17 protein-coding genes are annotated in these 16,506 nt (G+C 63.7%); 4 read left to right on the forward strand and 13 right to left on the reverse strand.

Annotated features, from left to right (window positions below; translation table 11 throughout):
* Positions 1-189: 189 nt before the first annotated feature.
* The 3 genes from FAZ97_RS04820 (at position 190) to FAZ97_RS04830 (ending at position 2,463) form a co-directional block, all read left to right on the forward strand.
* A complete protein-coding gene (locus FAZ97_RS04820; RefSeq protein ID WP_158757425.1) occupies positions 190-555 on the forward strand; it encodes a hypothetical protein in 366 nt (121 codons plus the stop codon).
* Positions 548-856 carry a hypothetical protein gene (locus FAZ97_RS04825; protein ID WP_158757426.1) on the forward strand — a complete coding sequence of 103 codons (309 nt, stop codon included), beginning with the start codon at positions 548-550 and terminating at the stop codon, positions 854-856. Before FAZ97_RS04820 ends, FAZ97_RS04825 begins: the two co-directional genes overlap by 8 nt.
* Before the next feature lie 491 nt (positions 857-1,347).
* Complete coding sequence (locus tag FAZ97_RS04830; protein WP_158757427.1) at positions 1,348-2,463, forward strand: tyrosine-type recombinase/integrase; 1,116 nt, start codon at positions 1,348-1,350, stop codon at positions 2,461-2,463.
* Between the two features lie 48 nt (positions 2,464-2,511).
* On the opposite strand, the gene FAZ97_RS04835 is transcribed toward FAZ97_RS04830, so the two are convergent.
* The 5 genes from FAZ97_RS04835 to FAZ97_RS04855 all read right to left on the reverse strand — a co-directional run bounded on the left by FAZ97_RS04835 (position 2,512) and on the right by FAZ97_RS04855 (position 5,824).
* A complete protein-coding gene (locus tag FAZ97_RS04835) occupies positions 2,512-2,790 on the reverse strand; it encodes a hypothetical protein (RefSeq protein ID WP_158757428.1) in 279 nt (92 codons plus the stop codon).
* A gap of 8 nt (positions 2,791-2,798) precedes the next feature.
* Entirely contained in the window at positions 2,799-3,866 is a 1,068-nt protein-coding gene (locus FAZ97_RS04840) for a hypothetical protein (protein ID WP_158757429.1), read from the reverse strand.
* Positions 3,867-4,242: 376 nt separating this feature from the next.
* The gene (locus FAZ97_RS04845; RefSeq protein WP_158757430.1) at positions 4,243-4,572 is read right to left on the reverse strand and encodes a hypothetical protein; all 330 of its coding nucleotides are present in this window, start codon (positions 4,570-4,572) and stop codon (positions 4,243-4,245) included.
* A 353-nt stretch (positions 4,573-4,925) separates the two neighbouring features.
* Positions 4,926-5,453 carry an ImmA/IrrE family metallo-endopeptidase gene (locus tag FAZ97_RS04850; protein WP_158757431.1) on the reverse strand — a complete coding sequence of 176 codons (528 nt, stop codon included), beginning with the start codon at positions 5,451-5,453 and terminating at the stop codon, positions 4,926-4,928.
* Positions 5,453-5,824: a helix-turn-helix domain-containing protein gene (locus tag FAZ97_RS04855; protein WP_158757432.1), complete on the reverse strand. Its 372-nt coding sequence runs from the start codon at positions 5,822-5,824 to the stop codon at positions 5,453-5,455. Before FAZ97_RS04855 ends, FAZ97_RS04850 begins: the two co-directional genes overlap by 1 nt.
* A gap of 518 nt (positions 5,825-6,342) precedes the next feature.
* On the opposite strand from FAZ97_RS04855, the gene FAZ97_RS04860 reads away from it, so the two are divergent.
* Positions 6,343-6,930, forward strand: coding sequence for a recombinase family protein (locus FAZ97_RS04860; protein WP_158757433.1), 588 nt, complete (start codon positions 6,343-6,345; stop codon positions 6,928-6,930).
* 481 nt (positions 6,931-7,411) lie between these two features.
* Here FAZ97_RS04860 and FAZ97_RS04865 read toward each other — a convergent pair whose 3' ends face one another.
* The 8 genes from FAZ97_RS04865 to FAZ97_RS04900 form a co-directional block, all read right to left on the reverse strand.
* Positions 7,412-9,664, reverse strand: coding sequence for a virulence-associated E family protein (locus FAZ97_RS04865; protein ID WP_158757434.1), 2,253 nt, complete (start codon positions 9,662-9,664; stop codon positions 7,412-7,414).
* 37 nt (positions 9,665-9,701) lie between these two features.
* Positions 9,702-10,367, reverse strand: coding sequence for a hypothetical protein (locus FAZ97_RS04870; RefSeq protein WP_158757435.1), 666 nt, complete (start codon positions 10,365-10,367; stop codon positions 9,702-9,704).
* Entirely contained in the window at positions 10,364-10,717 is a 354-nt protein-coding gene (locus tag FAZ97_RS04875; RefSeq protein ID WP_158757436.1) for a hypothetical protein, read from the reverse strand. Before FAZ97_RS04875 ends, FAZ97_RS04870 begins: the two co-directional genes overlap by 4 nt.
* A gap of 351 nt (positions 10,718-11,068) precedes the next feature.
* The gene (locus FAZ97_RS04880; protein ID WP_158757437.1) at positions 11,069-11,899 is read right to left on the reverse strand and encodes a hypothetical protein; all 831 of its coding nucleotides are present in this window, start codon (positions 11,897-11,899) and stop codon (positions 11,069-11,071) included.
* A 1-nt stretch (position 11,900) separates the two neighbouring features.
* Positions 11,901-12,104, reverse strand: coding sequence for a helix-turn-helix domain-containing protein (locus FAZ97_RS04885; RefSeq protein ID WP_158757438.1), 204 nt, complete (start codon positions 12,102-12,104; stop codon positions 11,901-11,903).
* A 292-nt stretch (positions 12,105-12,396) separates the two neighbouring features.
* Entirely contained in the window at positions 12,397-13,653 is a 1,257-nt protein-coding gene (locus tag FAZ97_RS04890) for a tyrosine-type recombinase/integrase (protein WP_158757439.1), read from the reverse strand.
* Positions 13,654-13,926: 273 nt separating this feature from the next.
* Entirely contained in the window at positions 13,927-14,610 is a 684-nt protein-coding gene (locus FAZ97_RS04895) for a PH domain-containing protein (RefSeq protein WP_158757440.1), read from the reverse strand.
* Positions 14,611-14,642: 32 nt separating this feature from the next.
* Positions 14,643-16,226 carry an acid phosphatase gene (locus tag FAZ97_RS04900; protein WP_158757441.1) on the reverse strand — a complete coding sequence of 528 codons (1,584 nt, stop codon included), beginning with the start codon at positions 16,224-16,226 and terminating at the stop codon, positions 14,643-14,645.
* Between the last annotated feature and the right edge of the window lie 280 nt (positions 16,227-16,506).

The following is a 16,506-nucleotide window of genomic DNA, read 5'->3' on the forward strand; positions in this document are numbered from 1 at the left end:
GGACGAAACCGCCACCAGGCGGTATTTTTTCGTCCGTAGTATCATTGCGCGCCCAGTTTACGGGCGGGCCATGGTGGGGAGGCGCTCGCGCCTGCCGGTACCTACGTTCCGGTCTGCTAACCCTGCCATGCGCCTGCCCACCCGTTTAGCAGCGGCGGCAGGCTCTTACAAAACGTAGGAGTCCGGATCATGAGCCGCAAAGCACTTGCTCGTCCTGAGCAAACTCTCACTCCCCCTCTTCGCAAAGGCGATCGCGTGCGCAACTCGTGCGCAACGCGCGTTGGCGTAGCCGTACGGGTGTATCCGAATGGCTCGGCCGCCGTACGCTGGGACGATGCCCCTCTGAAGCCGGGAAGGCTTGTGCACGAAAGAGTGCCGCGCGAACTGCTGGCGGCGCACGAGCCGCTCGAGCTGAACGGGCACATCCGTTTTGTATGCATGCGAGCGCTGCGCGAAGCCGCAATGGCGCCGACGGTCTATGACGCGCTCGACGTCGCCGGTGAAGCACTCCGCCAGCTGTCGGGTCTCCCACGCGAGGGAGGCCATCATGCTTAAGCCCGTGCGCAACAGCGTGGCGTCGGTTCTCGACCATGACCACTTCAGGAGTGAAGAGCCCAACGACACCGGCTCGACCGTCCTGCGCCGTGCGGCAAGCGCGATCCAGACGATCGCCCGCCTCGTGGGCAACAGCGTCAGGCAGGAAGGGAATGACGAGCGCGTAGCGCTCAGTCTCGACGCGCAGGGCGGCCTGCTCGACGCGCTCGAGTTGATCGCGTACGCCATGCAATACGAAGCCGAACTGGTCGATGACAACGCGCAGGCTGGTGCGCGCCGTCACGGTTCCCCTGAAGAGTGACCGGCAAAGGCGCAACAATGAGGAAGGCGCAGCATGGACGACATTGACGACGTTGTGAGGCGCCTCCGCCATCGCGCGGCAAGCAGCCGCGGTCAGGCCGAATCGCTCGAATCGAAAGCTGCCGATGCTCTCGAGCGGCTTCGGCAGAAGCGCAGGCAGCCACCGGCTGAGCCTGCCGCAAGCGAGCCGCAGACGCGTGCCGCAGCGCCCGCGCAACCGCCTGACGAGCCCGATGTGGTCGAGGAGCCACCGGACACCCCAGCGGTGCCCGGGAGCCCGCCTCGTGGGCCGGATATGAGCCAGCGGGCACTCACGCTGAAGGAAGCTGCGGCGCTGCTGAACGTCTCGTACTGGACCGTGCACGCCCACCGGGAGAGCCTCGGCTTTTTCAAGGTGGGCGGTGCCTGGCGCGTCTGGCCGGACAAGCTGAGAGAAGCGACCGCCCCGAGCAATACGCCTCCACCAACGCCCAAGGAACAGGAGAGCAAGCCATGTCGATCCGAAAACGCGAAAACGGCGTCTACTACCTCGATGTCCGCACGCCAGGCGGCAAGCGAATTAGACAAACTACTGGCACAGCCGACAAGGCGGAAGCCCAGGAACTCCACGACAAGGTAAAGCACGAGCTCTGGCGGGCCGCGAAGTTCGGCGAGCGCCCCTCGCGGACGTTCGACGAGGCGGCGCTGCGGTTCCTGCAGGAAAGCGCTGGCACCGCGGACTACGCGAACAAGGCCCTGCACATCCGGCACTTTCGTGAGCACTTCGGCGGCCGGAAGCTCGACTCGCTCACGCGCGACGAGATCTTCGCAGCATTGCCCACGGTCAACCGGCGCACGCGCGAGCCCAGGCCCGTCTCGAAGGCGACGAAAAATCTCTACCTTTCGACGATTCGCGTCATGCTCAATACGGCCCTCAACGACTGGGAGTGGGTCGAGCACATGCCGAAACTGCCGGCGATCCCGGGCAACGCGAAGCGCATCCGCTGGATCACGCGCGAAGAGGCGCAGCGGCTGCTCGAGGCGATCAGCGCGGACTGGATGCGTGACGTCGCGATACTGGGGTTCGCGACCGGGCTTCGGCAGGCCAATCTGCTGGGTCTGGAGTGGTCACAGGTCGACCTTGTAAAGCGCCGGGCGTGGATCCATCCCGACCAGGCCAAGGCGCGCCGACCGATTGGTGTGCCGCTGAACGCCGAAGCGGTGGACGTGATCCGCCGCCAGCTCGGCAAGCACAACACGTACGTGTTCACGCGCAAGGGTAAGCCGATCGCGAAGTGGGACATCGGCCAGTGGGACCGTGCCGTAGCTCGAGCAGGGATCGAGCATTTCCGGTTCCACGATGTCCGGCACACGTGGGCGTCGTGGCACGTCCAGAGCGGGACACCGTTGCCGCGGCTGATGGAGCTCGGTGCCTGGTCGAAGTACGAAAACGTGCTTCGCTACGCCCACCTCGCGCCCGACCACCTCGCGCCGCACGCCGACGCGGTCACGATATGGGCGCAGGACGGCTCGGCGAGCGCAGGACGGGGCACAGGAGGGGGCGAGGACGTGGAAGCCGCTGGCGGCATCGTTGCGCGCTTGCCCGAGCCACTATTACGCTCGGCGTAGGCTCGCACGCTTCACGACTGGTCAGAAAATGGCGGCGGTGCCGGCGCACTACTGCGCGGTGCCTGTTCCGCCGCCAAACAGGAGACCCTTGCGCAGACAGTGCATCTGGGCGAATGGATCGCCCTGTTCGGCGGAAGCGATAGCAATCTTGTCGAAAATGCTGTCGAAGACTTCCGGGCCAATGTGCCCCACGAAATCACGCAGCAGGCCCGCCTTGTTCGCGCGGAAGATGGCGGCGCAGATGAGCTGGTTTTCAGCGCCGGTCAGGCTGATTGTGATGTCCACGTAGCGCAGCGGTGGATCGGGCTGTTTGGTGTCGTTCGCCATCGTCTCCCTCACATCGTGAAGCCGTACGAGTTGCTACCACCGTACGTGTAGCCGCCGCCATAACCCGATGGGCCGAACGTCGTTGGGTCATAGAATCCGCTCGACGAAAACGGCGTCGCAGCGGAAAAGTCCCCCGTGTAGTTCGAGCCGCCGAAATAGTTGCCTAGCGCGGTATTGATCCCTTGTGAAACCATGCTGCCCGCAGCACCGGCACCGGCCGCCTGAGACTGGTACGGGATCGACTGCGCGCCCTGGCCGTAGTTCATGTACGGGATGATCCCGCTCATGATGCTCGAGGCCGACGAAAGCGGTCCCTGCTCGACACCGCTGGCGTACTGGCCCGCGAGCGTACCCGGCAGGCTCGCGATCGTCTGCCCGGTCGTGTACGGCAGTTGCCCGGCCTGCAGCAGGTAGGACGGCACCTGCGAGGCCTGGTTCGACGCGAGCTGACCGTAGTTTCCGGCGACGTTCGCGATCTGGCCGTAGCCCTGCAGACCCTGCAGCGCGCGGCTGAGCTGGTTGTTTTGCCAGTCGATGTTGAAGTTCGACAGCGCCTGATTCTGCACGCCGGCGCCTGCCGCCGACGAGCCGAGTCCATACATTGAGTTCGTCGCGCCCGTCTGCTGCTGGAGCTGGTTGAGTGTGGAGTTGTAGAGCGCGCTCTGCGGGTCCAACCCGAGGTTGAACACGGACTGCCCGGCGCCCTGCAGCGCCTGCTGCATGTTGAAATTCTGGTTGGACTGCTGCGCAAGCGTACTGCCCAGGCCGTTGTAATACTGCGCCGCGTTACTGGCCGCGTTCTCGTAGCCCGGTGCATACGTGCTGCCCGCCTGGAGTCCCCCGTTCAACGATTGCCCGTAATACGGCAACTGGTCGGAAATTCCGTTCTGCGCACTGACCGCACCGTTCAGCAGGTTCTGCCACGTCGTGTCGGCGGTACCGAGGCCGGTCGGAATGTAGTAGCTGGGGCCGCCACTGCCCCCGCTGCTGCCGCCAGATGTGCCCGGCGACATCGCACTCGAGACGGCTGCGCCCGCTACGCTACCTACTACGCCGGCTGCAATACCCCACGGCATGGCTTACTCCTTGATCAGAACGCTGATGGTTGATCATCCAATTGTTTCCCGCGTTACGCACGCACGCGTGCGCGCACATCACGTAGGCACGCGCATGTACGCGCTCGCGCACATGTGCACGGGAACGTTGCAGGCGATTGCGGATTCGGGTCCTGGGGTGTTTTTTCGCAGCGCGGTTCGGAGAGCTGGCCTGCGACTCTTTGGCCGCGCGTGTCGGGACGCGTTGCGGTCCCAGAGTTCGGCCTGCGCTTAGATGGGCGGAGGAGATGCCGGGGCAAAGGGCAGACGGCGGCATAGATCGGCATGCCGGATTGAATGTCGGCCGGACGGTCAATGCCGGCCGACGGGGTCCGAAAGCGTACGGTGCGCCGGTCGTTTAAGTCACGTAGGACCCTTGAACCGCCGACGTCTCGACCGAACTGCAGCGTTCATCGAAGTGCGTGAGCAGCATTTCGGCGAACCGGCCGTGGTACACGCCGTATACCGGCTTGGTGAGACGCTCGTCCTTGCGCTGGATCAGGTGAAGTTTCAAGCCGCCAGCGACAACGTACGGCCGCAGCCACGCTTTGCGGTCCCATTGCGGGGGCGTATGGTAAAAATCGCCGTCGCGGTCGTAGGCCCACGTCTCGATCCCGCGCTCGTCGATGAGCTTCCTGATAGATTTGAGAAGGGCCGCAGGATCGGCCGTTTTTACAAAAATCGTCATGTCGATCTCGTTCGTCATGCCAGGCAACGGGATTTTTGATTCCCGGTGAACCCGTTGCCTGGCGGGTGTTTACACGCTCGGTGCTGAACGCCAGTGCTGGCAGACACGTTCGATGCGGCCGAAGCGGCGACGAACGTAGCTGCTCACACGGACGACTTTCGGACGCAGGTTCTGTGTGAACATGCGACACCTCCGTAGAAGCGTGCCCCGATGGGAACTCACGACTTGACTACCCGGAATTGACCACCTAACATTCCGGTCGCACGTAAGCAAGTAGTGAGGGAGCGCCAGGAGCAGTTTGGCGTTCCTTTCCTGGAAGCGCGTTGATGAGCTGCAACTCGTCAACGCGCTTTTCATTTGCCGGCTGCGTACAGGTTCATCTGGTACTCAGCGGCGTCGTAAGAAACCCCGCACTCCTTCGCAACATCCCAGACGCTCATGCCACCGACGAGATGTTTGGGGATCAGCAACTCGCCCTGGAACGCCTTGGCCTGCCATTCCGGATCCTCATAGGATTTAAGCGGGCCGCCAAAGTGGCGGTGCAGCGCCGGTGAACGCGCATGAAGCAGATAGTGCCCCGCTTCATGCGCTACCGTTCCGCGATCGCGACCCTCATCGGAGAAGGCGCGATCGTAAATGTCCTCGCGGATCTTGATGCAGACCGAATCGCCGTCGCGCACCGTGAGCCCATGTGACTCGCCGAGTTCTTCGTGTTCCGCAACTTCAAAGTGGTACTGCTTGTCGAGGCGCGGGAACGCGTGCTCTACCAGCTGCAGCACCGGGAACCACAACAGGCCCTCGAGACCGAGCGAGCGTCGAAGATCGCGGGCAACATCCCGGATTTCGGTCCGCTTCATCGGCAGAGCACGAAAGTCATGCATTACTTACCTCCCTTCGGTTTAAGCAAAAACATGTTCTGTCGGAGTTGCTGCAGCTCTTCGTCGGACATTTCGTTAAAGCGCCGCGCCAGAGCTACCGCCACACCTCTTCGCGCTGCGGACTGACCGTCGAGATCGATCGTTACACTGCGTTGCGATTCGTCGATCGCTTTCTGCAGCTTCGTGGCCTCAGCTTTCGGTAATGCATAGAGGGCAGCGATCTTTCCGCACCAGTCGGCCGGAATGCTTTTGCGCCCTACCTCAACTGCCGACAAAAAAGCCGACGTCACCGTGAGCTTCTCCGCCATGTCCTTAAGCAACTCGGAATGCTTATGGCGCAGATCCCGTACGAACTCGCCAAACGCACTGATCATCTCGCTCTCCTGTGAGTGATTAACTTTTAGAGGTTAACTTAACCTGGTGCGGTTAAGCTGTCAACCTCTCGCGGTTAACTTCGGTTCGCGCACTTCAGCGTGCAAGAAATTGCAATTTTGTCCGGGTGTTTTTTCGGTTCGCGGTTCGGAGAGCTGGTCTGCCAAATTTGCCCACCCGTCCGTGGGGGACCCAGGGTGGTCCCAGAGTTAGCGATTAAAAGGGACCGACTCCATAACGGGACTAGGGGCCTCGGGCGGCACCCACCGACCTCGGCGTGAGGCAGGTACCCCGGAGGGCCACCAACCGCGGCGAGTACGCGTTGCATCTGTGTGAGGGGCCGCTGGCTAACCGCCAGCCGTAGGCACAGCTAGGCGTGGCTAGGCATAGGTACGAATACGTTCGTATGCGTACGCAATCGGGTAATGGCGTTCGGATGAGTACGTAAATTAGCTTTGCGTTATTCCGTACCTGTACTAAACTACAGATACGTTTTCGTACTCATTCCCCGGAGTCAGCCATGTCCCGCACCTTCGTCTATGCCCGCGTCTCGACCGTCGAGCAGCACACGGCCAACCAGCTGCAGGAGATCCAGTCCGCTGGCTTCAATGTCGATAAGCGGCGCGTGATCGAAGAGGCGATCAGCGGCAGCACGCCGGCTGCAGACCGCCCGGGCTTCCTGAAGCTCCTCGAGCGGATGGAGGAAGGTGACGTGCTGGTGGTGACGAAGCTCGACCGCCTCGGCCGTAACGCGATGGACGTTCAGAGCACCGTGCAGATGCTGGCGGACACCGGCATCCGCGTGCACTGCCTCGCGCTCGGCGGCGTCGATCTCACGTCCGCTGCGGGCCGCATGACGATGGGCGTACTGACTGCCGTTGCGCAGTTCGAGCGCGATCTGCTGATCGAGCGCACGCAAGCGGGGCTGGCACGCACGAAGGCGGCCGGCACGCGCCTCGGTCGTCCGTCGGCGCTGTCCGACGCGCAGCAGGCAGACGTAAAGCAGCGGCTGGCGGCTGGCGAGACGGTCTATGGCATTGCCCAGGCGCTCGGCACGTCGCGTCAGGTCATCATGCGCGTGCGCGATCGGCTCAACACGGCCGCATAGGTCGAGTATCAGCGCGGCGCGGGCAACTCGCGCCCGGCAGTGGCTCTCGGTGCCGCCGATGAGCCCGACGCGCAGCAGGCCCGCGCAACGCGTATTTCTCGGTCACGCACGACACCTTCCCGCGCCGCCTTTCGACCAGGCCGCAGACCGCTATTGGCGAGCCTTTGCGCGCGTACGCGCGCGCGTGAGGACCGATTGAGCGAGCGCGCGACACCCGATCGCGCGAAGCGCGCGCACCGTGATCGGGTTCGCAGTCTGCTCCACGTATGCCCGCCCGCACCACGGCTCAATCTGCAAAATTTTTCAGGTTGATTGCAGAACCACCCGGAACCACCAGAACCCCCTGTTTCCGGAAACCTCCCTGTACCGCCTATTCTCACACGCGCGTAATAACTATAAAGGTGGTTCTGGTGGTTCCAGTGGTTCCGGCCCAATCAGGACAACAGTTTCGCCCGGAACCACCCACGCTTACCGAGGTGGTTCAGGTGGTGCCTGCTGCCTTCATCCAGACACGAATTCGGCGCGCCCCGTCGTACCGGAGCGCACGCTCATACCCGAAACGCTGCAAGCATTTACCAATTCGCATTTCTTCGCGCTTTCCTAGCGCCTTTACGTCGAGCCGAAGCGCTCCAGTCGCCACGTCGTGAACCCGCAAAAATTCGCGCGTCTCTGGCGCTGGCCCCTGATCGAACTCGTCCGGCGTGATGAGCCACTGAGCAATCGCCGGCACCCAAGCGTCAGTGATCTTGTGCTGGGCGTGCACCGCCCGCGCCAATGTCTCAGCTTCCCGCCAATCGATCCCAACCAGCTCGAACGCCTCGCGCGCCTCGGCCCATAGCTGCAGGCAGTCGCGCTGCACCGCCTCGACATCGCACGACTGGACGGTCACCGGGAGCCAGCGGCGCTCGCCGGAGTCATCGTCGAGAAACTCATCCTGATTGGTGGTGCCGAAGAACAGGAAGCGGCGCGCGAACGTGGTGTTGAACTCCTTGTAGAGTGCGCGCCACTCTTCGGCCGTGCGGCTGATGAAGGCCTTGATGGATTCCGCGTCGCGCGAGTGCAGGCCACGCAGCTCGCCCAGCTCGATCACGAGACGCCCGCGCATGCGCCGGCTCGCCTCGGAATCGCGGTCCGCGAGGTTGAGCTCGGTGTAGAACTCCGGCGCCGGCGCGAGGGCCTTCACCGAGCGCGTCTTGCCGCAACCCTGAGCACCGATCAGCACCGGCACCATGGGCGCTTCGCAGCCGGGTTCGAGCACGCGGCCCGCCAGCGCCGTCCAGATGTATCGCGACACCGCGCGGGTATAGGGCGAATCCTGCGCGCCCATGTAGCGCGAGAGGAAGGTATCGATGCGCGCCTCGCCGTCGTGGCATAGCGAGCGCAGCCAGAGCTGGGCCGAATCGAACTGGTTGTCGTCGGCCACGAGCCACACCGCCGATTTCAGCATCTCGACCGACAGCGGCCGGAACCCGACACGCTCGAGCTGCAGCTGCAGCCGTGTGTAATCCGCGTCGGTCAACGCGCGCCAGCCATCCGTGCCGGCCGCGGCGATCATGACCTCGGCGCGGAAAGTGTCGTAACGGATCTGCACCCCGCACTCGAGCGGATCGCGCAGGCCCGTCAGGATATTTTCAAGCCGCGCGTGGATCTCGCCCTTGTCGTTACGCAGGTAGCGCGGGCGTTCGCGCCTGGAAGCGGGGAGCGCCTCGAAGCCATCGCCCAGTGTGGGATCTTCCCAGCCGTAGCTGGCGGCGATGTCCTTGATGGTCTGGAGCGTGGCTTTAGCGCCGTCGCGATTGTCCTTCGCCTTCTGCCAGTCGCGATCGAAGTTCGCCTCATTGAATGTTGGCGAGAGCTCGGCCCACGGGCGAACGATGTCGTATGCCTGCTGGCTGCCGCGCCACTCATAATGCGCGCCCAGCACAACTTTCAGATAGATCGGGCGAGACGGCTCCCTCGGCGTGCCCTGCGGAATCGCGTTGAGTATCGACTCGAGCAAGGCCAGATCGGCTGAACGCCTCTCGGCCGGTGGGAGCACTGGGGCTGGCGGCGCTGCCGCTACCGCAACCGCGGAAGCGTCAATCGCTGCAGCGGCCGCCAGCAGCGCGTCGACATCCGCAAAATCGCCATCCTGCGAGCCCGATTCAAAGGGAGCGCCCTGATTCTGGACGGGCAGGAACATCATCTGTGCCGGTTTCACGCTTGCCGCGTCGATCGTCGCCGCGAACTGTGCCGCGATTACCGGAACGAGCGCCCGGTATTCGTCCGGTGTCGCCGGCCGGTTGAACGGCACCACGATCCGCAGGCGCGGCGCGAGCTCGGTATGGGAGCGCGTGGTGTGCCAGACGTAGGCGAACGGGATGTCGAGGCAATCGAGCGCGAGCGCGCCATAGACCGCGTCAGCGTGCTCATCGATGTCGAGTGTTGCCGCGCTGCGCGACTCGAGATGCGCGTCGTCGCGCTTTCCGTCACGGCAGACACCGGGGAGCATGAAGGAATCGCGCTTTTTTAGCTTTTCGCGTTCATCCTTCGAAAGCGACAGGTAGACATCGTGGCCGACATCAGCCTGGCTCGGCACCGTGAGCCTCGCGACGAAATCGCGCCACGTGACAACAGTCGGCTTGACCGTGCCGAGATTGCCGCGCCCGAAGCCGACAGCGATCCTGCCCCCGGGAAAACCCGTTTCGCAACAAATTTCATCAGTTATACTAAGTGCGGTGTTGAGCGACATCATGTTTTCCTTGTCCGGGCCCGCCTGCAAGCGGGCCTTTTTATTTCGCAGTCAGGAGCCGCTGGGCGCTCTGGCGCTGGCGTTCTCTTCCTGATGTTGCAGCTCCCTTGCGAAAATCCGGCGCCGGAGTGATCGGCGCGACCGCCCGCAGGAGGCTGCGGCCCTCCTTGGCCTTGACATAGCGCTGCCGCTCGAGCCGCGCGCGGAATTCGTGGAACGTCTTCGCGTTCGCGGCGATGGCGCGCTTGGCGATCGCTTCGGCACGCTTGTAACTTGTGCCGCTGGGCAGTCCGGCGATTGCGTCCAGATCGAGGCAGAGGAACGAAGCGCTGCACCGCTCGTCGACGCTCGAGGCTGGATGAAAGCTGCCTGCGAACATTTCGCCGCTTCGGCCGCCGAGATCCTGAATCGCCATTGCGAACACGTGGTCAGGCTCGTCCACCTTCCGGAATGCCTTGCCGGTCAACCGGTGCTTCCACATCGTCGCGCCGTGCCACACCACTCCATCCCAGGTGACGCGCGACTCATCGAACCGCCAGCCGAGTGCGGCACACAGGATCGCGTGTCCGGCCTCGTGCGCCGCCGCCTGCTCGCTTGTGCCCGGGTCGTCGCCGTATTTCGCGCGCAGCGCGATGAGTTCGGTCTGGAAGATCCGCATTTCGGCCGGCGTGAAATCGCCCGTGCTGTCGATCACATTCAGGTTCATTCGGTATCCTCCGACTCGTCGTCGAGCTCGTCGGCGCGCGCGAACAAGACGCCTGAAAGCGCGAGGTCGACCAGCTCATCAGGGTCATCTCCGGTGAGCTGGTCTGCGAAGTCGTTGAACGCCGTCTGGTCCGCACCTATCGGCGTGACCACGACGCAATAGTCGACGTGCGTGCCGCTCTCACGGACACGCTCGAACAGCTGCACGCGCGCTTCGCGCGCCGGCTCGCGCATGCCGCCAGCGTCAGGAATCAACACGTCGATCGGTATCGTGCGGGCGGGGCCGACAGGAACGAGCCTGAGCGGTGTCACGAGGGGGCTGGCGATCGAATCGCTTGAGAGGCGGCGCATGCTATTCGGCTCCCGTGGCGGCGAACTGTCCGGCGCGATAGCTGGCGGGGTCGCGCATCCAGCGGTGGACCTCTTCGTTGCTGTACACCGTGCAGCGTTCGGTCCATCGCTGTGGCTGTGGCGCTCGGCCGTCGCGGACGAGCCGTCGCCACGTTTCGCGGCTTACAGGGACAAAATGACGCAGTTGTTCCCATCGAGAAAACCCCATCGTGGGCAGTGTCGTGGGTGCCGGGTTGGGTGAGGCATCGGTACGCATGTTTTGCGCTCCTGTGGCGTTGTATGGAGTTGCCGGACCGATGATCGAGTTGTTTCCCGCATTCACCCAAACGAATTTGTGTTGGTCGCAGGTGCTTATGCCTCGAGGTGGTCAGGCAGTGACTCGACCAAGGCGCGGACAGCGGCGAGATCGGCAAGTGCGGCGGCGCGCTTGCTTGCCAACTTCTCCCACTGGGGCTCCTCTGCGCCAAACGCCAGATATTTCGTGAGCGCAATGTGCCCATGGCGCGCGAGTTCGCGCACGGCGTTTTTGTGGCCAGCCAGCCGGACCGCTTTGCGCGATGCAGTGCAGCCAGCGCCGTCACCGGCGTTGATCCATTCCCACGCCGGCAGGAGGCCGGGCGCTTGAGGGGCGAGTCGTGGCCGCATCTCCAGCTCCTTGCCCGGCTTGAGACCCGCGCACATGTATTGCAGGCGACTCATCGGGATCCCCGTCGCATCGACGAGCTCGAGGTCGGTCATGCGACGGCCACGGATGTGCTTCCAGATCTCCTGCAGCGTTTCGACAGGAGGTGCGCGCAGTTCTATCGCTTCCTCGTGAGTTCGCCAGACGTGCGGTCGTGCGATTATCACGTGCTCGTGCGCTAAGGCGGTCGCGCGCGTGACGCGTGCCAGTGAGAAGGGCGCTTCGACGAAGATCAGCACGTCGGTCTCGCCTGCCTTGTCGGGGACCGAATTGCGATCGATGAGCACGCCCCCATTCGCACGCCAGCGCTCGAGCTGCGCTAACGATGCGGGCTCCCATGGCGCGTAGCTGAAGATGGGCTCGACGCTTAGCTTTTCGCTGCGGAAATAGGTTGGCCGTATGGACGCGTAGCTGCGATTCACGAGGACGTGAGTGAACGCCTCGTGAGCTCGCTGGATCGACGCGACGACGTCGTTCGTTGCGTAGAGCTTGGCGGCCATTTCAAGCCTCCACGACGCGTGATTGAATCCATGCGTCGAGGTCGGCTTTGCGATAGCGCACGCGGCCCCCGATCTTCACGAAGGGAATGCGTTGCTGGCGGTTCGATCGCCATTGCGCGAGCGTGTGCTCGTTGATGCTGAGGTATGTGGCGGCCTGCTCTGGTGTCAGGACGGCTGGCGTGATTTCCGGCGTGGTCGTGGGCATGGTGTTGTCCCTGTCGGGGAAGCCATGCCGCACAAACGAAAAGGGCGGGCATGGCAACGAGTGCCATACCTTGCCCCTCCTGGGACTGCGCGCTGCGATATCGACGAGTTCCGACGGGTACGTGTCGTCGGCGCACTCATCGCGCCCAGTGGATTGGCGCCACTGCCGCCCGCGGAATTGTGTTGCCCGGGATCCGCGCCCCGCTGCCCGATTCTAGTGAATTCCGCAGACTTCGCAAGAATTTGATGTAAAGCCGTGTAACCGCCAGCCCGCGGATCTGCACCGCGCCCGTCTATTTTTGCCCTCGCGGCGTTGGCAGCTTCCCCGTATTCGCCGCCGCGGTAGCCATCGCATCGTGCGCAATGCCCACGACTGCCGCGACGGCTTCGGTCTGGAGCCGCGCATAGACCTCAGTCGAACGCGGATCCTTGTGCCCGAGCGCGCGGCCGATCGCGGGCAGCGACACGCCCGACATCGCGAGCCACGAGCCGAGCGTGCGGCGCAGGTCGTGCACCCACAGATCCTGGATCTCTGCACGCGCGAGCAGGCGTGCCCAGGCCTTACGCGGGCTCGTGATATGCCCGGTGCGGCCGCCGCCGGGGAACACCCAGACGGGTGACTCCTTTTCCGCGCTGCGCTTGAGCAGGGCCGACAGCGCGGGCCCGGCCACGGGCAGGATGATCGGATCGCCATTCTTCGCGCGTTCGCCCGGCACGCGCCAGATGCCCGCCTCGACGTCGAGATCCTGCCAGCGCATCGCCGCGACGGCGGCGCGCCGGTATCCGACGTACAGGAGCACCGTGAAGTAGTCGCGCCATGGCTGCTCCTCCTGCTCGAGCGCGGCGAGAAAGCGCGGCAGTTCGCCACCCTGCACGAACCGCTCGCGCTCCTTCTCCGGCGCGAACGTGATGCCGACGGCGGGGTTGTCGATCACGATCCGGTGATCGAGCCCGTAGCCGTAAATCGCGCGCACGAGCGCGATCACCTTGTTTGCGGTGCGCTCCTTGCCGGCCGCGCAGATCCGGCGGTGCAGCTGCGCGAGCATCGAGACCGTGATCTCGGACACGCGCTTGCCCGACCAGTCGACGCCGTCGGCCGGCTTCTCACGCTTGCTCGCGTGGGCTTTGCGCGGCGCGTCGGGCAGGGGGCCGAGATAGAGCTCCCAGAGCCCGCGGATCAGATCTGGGCGCTTCTTGCCTGCGGTGATCCGGCCTTTTAGATATGCGTCGTAGAGCTCGCCGAACGTCATCTCGGCACGCACCGCGCGGCGCGCCGCGGCGGGGCTCTCAGCGGCAGCCAGCTTGGCGACAAGGCCGGCCGCCTGGCGCCGCGCGTCGTCGACGGTGATGTCGGGCCAGCGCCCGATCGTGACACGCTCAGGCGCGCCGTTGCGCACGCGGCGGTACACGCAGAAGGTCTTGGCGCCGCCAGCCGATACGCGCAGCTGCAGCCCAGGCTGCTTCGTATCGCGATAGGTCGTGCGCTGTCCGGCAGCGGACAGGGGGAGTGCCCGAAGCCGGGCTTCGGTGAAGGGGAACGAGGTTTCCATGGCTCAGCGGGGTTACGCCGGGGTTACGCAAAAGCGGGAATTTGCCGTAACCCCAAATAATTTCGAAGAGCTATGGTATCTGGAAGTGATTGAAAAATATAGGGTTATCGAGTTAGCGGGAAATCGCGAGAATGCAGGCTCTAGGCCTTCTAAGCCGAGGGTCGGGGGTTCGAGCCCCTCCTGTCGCGCCAGATCAAATAAACAAAAAGCCCGGCGTTCACCGCCGGGCTTTTTGCTTTTTCACACACCACGAATTCACGCCGAATCAACCCCTCACGCCACGAGTCGCAACGGCACTGGCTCTTCGGCCGCCTGCGCGAGAAACACCATACGGCGAAACTCATGCGGATTTGCGATGCCGGGAATCGGCGTCGCGATGAGGCCTCCGCCCCCAATGACGAGCGAACCGTAGTCGAACATCCGGCCAATCAGGCTTTGCTCGACCCGCACGCTTTCGATCTTCGCAAGCGTCAACTCCACCGTGTGCCGGCGCAGTGCGCCGAACTTCGCCACCACGCGCTTATTGGTCACGGCGAATTCCGTCGTCCACCAGGCGAGTAGCGAGGCGCCGAACAGTCCCAGCCCTGCGACGAAAAAACCCACCGCGGCGAACGGCGACGTCCCCACAGTGCCGATGAGCACGCCCCAAACCATGAGCAAAAGGCTCAGTGTGAAACGCGGACCCATCGCCCAGAAGCAAGGGTGTCCCTCGCAGACGATCCTCTCGCCCGGCAAGAGAGTCGATTCGACGTATTTCACAATGACCTCCGTCAAGATTTGTGCAGTAACTAATTTGTAAGGTAGTGCATCTCGCGGAGAAGGATCCGTGGTCAAACGTCGCGGTTCGGCGCCCGGCTGGCATATAGGGTGCGCGGAGGACATACAGGGAGCGATGAATCCCGGGCGCAATAAAAAAGGGCAGCCCGAAGGCTGCCCGTCAAACCGGATGATCGACATCCGGCCATCGATGGTTGGATGGCGTTTAGCGCTTAGAGCCTGACGTCGAGCGCGTTGGTCAGATCGCCCATCGGCTGGGCGCCGTTGCTCTTGAGCGCGGCGTCGCGGTTAGCGAGTCCCGGCAGCGTCGGCAGCGAGAAGCGCCGCGTGATGAGGCGCAGGATCGAGGTCGTGTCGTACTGCGTGTGGTCGACGTAGCCCTTCTTCGCGTACGGCGAGATGATGAGCGCCGGAATGCGCGAGCCCGGACCCCAGCGGTCGCCCTTGGGCGGCGCAACGTGATCCCAGAAGCCGCCGTTTTCGTCGTAGGTGACGACCACGACCATGTTGTTCCATTGCGGGCTTTTCTGCAGGTGCGCGATGACGTCGGCGATGTGCTGGTCGCCACTCGTCACATCCGTGTAGCCCGCGTGCTCGTTCAGGTTGCCCTGCGGCTTGTAGAACGCCACCGCCGGCAGCGCGCCTGCGTCGATCGCCTTGATGAACTCCGTGCCGTCCATGCCGCCGTCGAGCAGGTGCTTCGCGCGCGCATCGGTGCCCGGCGCGTAGTTCGCGAAGTAGTTGAACGGCTGATGGTGCGGCTGGAAATTCGGCGCGGTCATGTTCGAGCCGTAGATCACGCCCGAGGTGCTGCTCTGCGCCGCGCTCACGGCCGCGCCCCACGCGCCGCCATACCATGCCCACGTCACGCCTGCATTCGAAAGCAGGTCGCCAATGTTCTGCGCCGTTTGCGCGGGCATCGTGGACGCCTTCGACGGGTCGGCCATGTTCGCGTCGCCGCCTGAAGCCGGTGCGTTGCCGCTCGGCTGGTACGGCGGTTGCATCGTGTTCACCGCGTAGAAGTCCGGCGTCAGATTGCCCGAGTTCACGAACTTCGGAATGCCAGTCAGCGCCGATTTCGGCGAACCCGACGAGAGCGTGAGCGAGACGCCGTCGGCGTCTACGGCTGCGATCGTCGGCTTGGCCGGATTGGTGTCGGCGTTCGCGTAGTACGGCGTGCACGCGCAGATCAACCACTGGTGATTCAGGAACGAGCCGCCGAACGCGCCCATGAAGAAGTTGTCGGCGAGCGTGTATTGCTGGGCGATTTTCCAGAGCGGCAGCTGTTCGGCGCTCGTCGTGTAGTGACCCATCACGAGACCGCCGGAGTCGCCGTAGGCCGCGAACATGTCGTTCTTGCCGCCGTGGATCTGCATCTGGTTCTCGTAGAAGCGGTGATACAGGTCGCGCGTCGTGACCGAGAGCGGCACGTTGTAGCCCTTCGCGTCGTCGATGGCGAACGGCGCATTCGGCATGTTCTCGGTCATCGCCGCGGTCACCGCGGGCGTGACGCCCGTTTGCGTGAGGCCGCTCCAGACGGTGGGCAGCGTGGCGAGCACAGAGCCGTCGCGATCGAGCTGCTGTGTGCTTTGCGCGCTCAGGTTCTGCAGACCGTTGGCGCCCGGGAAGCTGCCGTACAGGTTGTCGAAGCTGCGGTTTTCCGCGTAGATCACGACGATGTTCTTCACCGACGAAAAGCTGGGCTTGCTGCTGTCGCTGCCGCCGCAAGCTGCGACGGCCAGGGTTGCCGCCGCTACCGCGATCGGCGTGGCATAGAACCACTTGCTGTTGATCATTTTTCTCTCTCTCGCGTTGGGGGCCCGCATGCAGGCTGGCGAGAACGACACCGGCCTTCGGGCGAGGCGCAGTGTCGCAATGGAATTTGACAGCGATATGTAAAAAATTACATTTAGCTTTTTTATAGCCTGTGATTGCATGACATCTGTCTTACTGCATGTCATTTGAGCGTCATATGTCTGACATACGCTTTCGCGACTTCGGTGTGCGTGTGAGCGCATCGGCATTCGCACTACAGCGGCGGCGTGCCAGGCGCGCGCCGCGCCCAAGCTTCGGGGA

This window comes from Paraburkholderia acidiphila (assembly GCF_009789655.1).
GTDB lineage: Bacteria > Pseudomonadota > Gammaproteobacteria > Burkholderiales > Burkholderiaceae > Paraburkholderia > Paraburkholderia acidiphila.

What these genes read in the sequence shown, in the direction of transcription:
- FAZ97_RS04860 (WP_158757433.1), top strand. Translation starts at nt 6,343, where the DNA reads ATGTCCCGCACCTTCGTCTATGCCCGCGTCTCGACCGTCGAGCAGCAC.
- FAZ97_RS04890 (WP_158757439.1), bottom strand. Translation starts at nt 13,653, where the DNA reads ATGGAAACCTCGTTCCCCTTCACCGAAGCCCGGCTTCGGGCACTCCCC.
- FAZ97_RS04895 (WP_158757440.1), bottom strand. Translation starts at nt 14,610, where the DNA reads ATGTCGATCATCCGGTTTGACGGGCAGCCTTCGGGCTGCCCTTTTTTA.
- FAZ97_RS04855 (WP_158757432.1), bottom strand. Translation starts at nt 5,824, where the DNA reads ATGATCAGTGCGTTTGGCGAGTTCGTACGGGATCTGCGCCATAAGCAT.
- FAZ97_RS04830 (WP_158757427.1), top strand. Translation starts at nt 1,348, where the DNA reads ATGTCGATCCGAAAACGCGAAAACGGCGTCTACTACCTCGATGTCCGC.
- FAZ97_RS04850 (WP_158757431.1), bottom strand. Translation starts at nt 5,453, where the DNA reads ATGCATGACTTTCGTGCTCTGCCGATGAAGCGGACCGAAATCCGGGAT.
- FAZ97_RS04880 (WP_158757437.1), bottom strand. Translation starts at nt 11,899, where the DNA reads ATGGCCGCCAAGCTCTACGCAACGAACGACGTCGTCGCGTCGATCCAG.
- FAZ97_RS04820 (WP_158757425.1), top strand. Translation starts at nt 190, where the DNA reads ATGAGCCGCAAAGCACTTGCTCGTCCTGAGCAAACTCTCACTCCCCCT.
- FAZ97_RS04885 (WP_158757438.1), bottom strand. Translation starts at nt 12,104, where the DNA reads ATGCCCACGACCACGCCGGAAATCACGCCAGCCGTCCTGACACCAGAG.
- FAZ97_RS04875 (WP_158757436.1), bottom strand. Translation starts at nt 10,717, where the DNA reads ATGCGCCGCCTCTCAAGCGATTCGATCGCCAGCCCCCTCGTGACACCG.
- FAZ97_RS04835 (WP_158757428.1), bottom strand. Translation starts at nt 2,790, where the DNA reads ATGGCGAACGACACCAAACAGCCCGATCCACCGCTGCGCTACGTGGAC.
- FAZ97_RS04865 (WP_158757434.1), bottom strand. Translation starts at nt 9,664, where the DNA reads ATGATGTCGCTCAACACCGCACTTAGTATAACTGATGAAATTTGTTGC.
- FAZ97_RS04840 (WP_158757429.1), bottom strand. Translation starts at nt 3,866, where the DNA reads ATGCCGTGGGGTATTGCAGCCGGCGTAGTAGGTAGCGTAGCGGGCGCA.
- FAZ97_RS04825 (WP_158757426.1), top strand. Translation starts at nt 548, where the DNA reads ATGCTTAAGCCCGTGCGCAACAGCGTGGCGTCGGTTCTCGACCATGAC.
- FAZ97_RS04845 (WP_158757430.1), bottom strand. Translation starts at nt 4,572, where the DNA reads ATGACGATTTTTGTAAAAACGGCCGATCCTGCGGCCCTTCTCAAATCT.
- FAZ97_RS04900 (WP_158757441.1), bottom strand. Translation starts at nt 16,226, where the DNA reads ATGATCAACAGCAAGTGGTTCTATGCCACGCCGATCGCGGTAGCGGCG.
- FAZ97_RS04870 (WP_158757435.1), bottom strand. Translation starts at nt 10,367, where the DNA reads ATGAACCTGAATGTGATCGACAGCACGGGCGATTTCACGCCGGCCGAA.